This window comes from Halopseudomonas pachastrellae (genome assembly GCF_900114765.1).
Lineage (GTDB): Bacteria > Pseudomonadota > Gammaproteobacteria > Pseudomonadales > Pseudomonadaceae > Halopseudomonas > Halopseudomonas pachastrellae.
Window position 1 is genome coordinate 1 of the sequence record NZ_FOUD01000046.1, and the last position, 2672, is coordinate 2672.

Sequence of the window (2672 nt, forward strand, 5' to 3'; positions counted from 1 at the left end):
TGCCGACGCAACGGGCGAGTGAGGTCGGCCAACTGCTGCCGCATCAGTGGGCGCCTGCCTGAGTCGCGCAAGGTGAGTTCGGCGTACGCTTACGCCGAAAATCTCCACGGGACGTTTTCAATAGAATCGGACGGGCGCGGAGATGAGCAGTTGATGGGGGAGGGTATCTGAAGCTTGACCTCCTTAGGCGTTGACCCGAGGTCTCGGGCCTGTTTCGATGCTCGAGTAGGCGCTTGGGCACATATTTTCGGCAGGTTAAAAAGCACCACCGCGAATCCAAGGGCAAAAGAAGTAGTTCAAAAGGCTGTCTCGAAAGGGGCGGCCTTTTAAATTTATGCGCAGTCTATGCTGTTTGCTGCTCGCATGGCTGGTAGCGCCAGGGAGGCGCATATAGCGGGTATTAGGCGCAGGTGAAGCTGCTCTATCTTCACCTGCGCAGCCTTAATGCGACTCTTAGGGAGTCGGAGTCATTGCGTCGTCGAGTTGGGAGGGTTCAAGTTCATTGAGCTTGTCGCCGTAGACTTCGATCCAGGATTTTCCATCGAACTCACGTTCAAATAGTCCCCGCAAGAACGCGTGCCATTCGGATAGCGCTTCTGCCTTCTCATCGAAGTACGCATAGCGGTCGTAGACTGCGTCGACCGACATGTCTTTGTGGTTAAGGATTCGACTGCGAACGTCTTTGCCAAGCCCTCGGCTTGTCATGTGTGTGGTGGCGGTTCTGCGCAGGTCATGTACCACTGGGCGAGGGTAGCCGTCTGCGACGCGGAGCAGGCCTTCGTGCTCAACCCTGTCCATATCCTTGACGTAGGCCGTGTACATTCGATGCATGGCGCGGTTTAGTGATGGTTGAGTCTGAGCCTGTCCGGGGAAGCGTCCGGGAAATACATATTGCCCCGTGCGGCTAGCGAATTCGTTGCCTTTTTTCTTGTGATCCTCGATCTGTTTGCGCTGTTTGTTTTTGAGGTACTTCAGGATGCCCATAACCTCATCCGACAAGGGGATCGCGATGGGGTTGTTATTCTTTTCGAATTTGCCGCTGCGATCCCACATGGAGTCGTAAAAATCTAGATCTACCCAGCGCATTTCTACGATGCGACCGGAGCGCTGTGCCAGCATCAGGCTGAGAAGCAGAGCGAAGCGGGTATTCTCATTGAGGTAGGGGGCGGTGAGCTCGCGCAGGAACCAGACCAGTTCGTGACGATTGAGCGTACGTTCTCGAGGCACATCCTTGACTAGCTTCTTCATCTGCACCAGCGGGGTCGCGTCCAGGATGTCCCGGTCTACGCAGAAGTTGAACATCGCGCGGATGACTGCCAGGTTGCGGTTCGCTTGGATGCCCGCAGTCTTGGCCTTCTCGTCGAGCAAAGCGATGACTTGCTTGCGTTTGATATCGACCATCTTCATGCGGCCGAGGTGAGGGATAAAGTCGACCTCCAAGAGTCGCTTGTACTCGTGCAGTGTCCTCTCGCTGTTCTTGAGTTTGACGTGATCCAGATAGATTGCAGCAGCCTCGGCGAAGGTGGGGCTTTCGCGATACTCGAACAGCTCCGCGACCTTTTTCTGCCCAGGGTCGATGCCCTGGGCGAGAAGGTTGATGGCTTGAGCGGCCTGCTCTCTTGCCTCAGTCAACGACATGGCCGGGTACTTTCCAAGTGTCAGCCTGCGTGGGTGATTGTGAAAGCTGTACAGGAGGATGAAGCTTTTGCTGGTTTTGTTGACCCTGACCCCGAATGTGCCGTGCCCATGCATGGGCGGGTCGAGATATTCAAATCGGCCTTGTTTGGGGTCGTACTTCAGGCGTTTTACGGTCAGCTCATTCATGGGTTGTCGTATGGTCATGCGGCCTCCATAGGCGGTTTTCGGGGTAGGTTTTGGGTAGGGATTTGGCCCCGGGGTAGGGTTGGGGTAGGGCTTTGACGCCGCTTCCAAATCTGTTAGTCTTCCCTTAACAACTCCTGCTTTTTTCTTGAGATTCAAGGGGATGCAGGAATTATTTTTGCCTTGCCTGTTCCGAAAGCCTTGTGGAATATGGGCTGCTGATAAAACTTGTAATCAGTAGGTCCCGAGTTCGACTCTTGGTGCCGGCACCATATAAATCAAGGGCTGCAGCGATGCTGCAGTTTTTGCCCCCGCATTCAGATGTTCCCGAGGTACAGTTTCAGTACAGTCGTACTGATCGCCACCTCGGAGAACAGCATGGCAACACTCGTAAAAACCCCCTCTGGTACCTGGAAAGCTCTCATCCGCAAAAACGGATGGCCTACCACTTCGAAGACTTTTCGTACAAAACGTGATGCCCTTGATTGGTCCCGGCGGGTCGAGGATGAGATGGTGCGTGGCGTTTATATTCAGCGCACTGCTTCAGAGCGAATGACGATTGAGCAGGCGCTCAAGCGCTACCTCGCAGAGGTAAGCCCTACAAAAGCCCCTAAGACCGCCCAAAGCGAGATTGGCAGCGCGAAGAAGCTCATGGAAAAGCTTGGTAGCTACTCATTGGCGGCGCTGTCAGCAGAAGTCATTTCCGAGTATCGCGATAAACGTCTATCAGAGCGCACCAGGCGTAAAACCCCGGTTTGAATCGCCCCGGATTTCCTAGACACTTTCCAGGCTCAGTAAATGTTGCCTTTCAAACTCTACCGGTGACAGCTGGTTGTTGAAACCGTGTCGGC

The 2672-nt window shown here is 54.4% G+C and carries 1 protein-coding gene, 1 tRNA gene and 1 pseudogene; 2 read left to right on the top strand and 1 reads right to left on the bottom strand.

The window, feature by feature from the left end; all coding sequences use genetic code 11:
• Positions 1–453: 453 nt before the first annotated feature.
• Positions 454–1842: a tyrosine-type recombinase/integrase gene (locus BM116_RS18510; RefSeq protein WP_083729484.1), complete on the bottom strand. Its 1389-nt coding sequence runs from the start codon at positions 1840–1842 to the stop codon at positions 454–456.
• Between the two features lie 164 nt (positions 1843–2006).
• On the opposite strand from BM116_RS18510, the gene BM116_RS18920 reads away from it, so the two are divergent.
• Positions 2007–2093: transfer RNA gene (locus BM116_RS18920), tRNA-OTHER, on the top strand.
• Between the two features lie 106 nt (positions 2094–2199).
• Positions 2200–2571 (top strand): annotated as a pseudogene (locus tag BM116_RS18515) (site-specific integrase); the annotation flags it as partial.
• Positions 2572–2672: the final 101 nt, after the last annotated feature.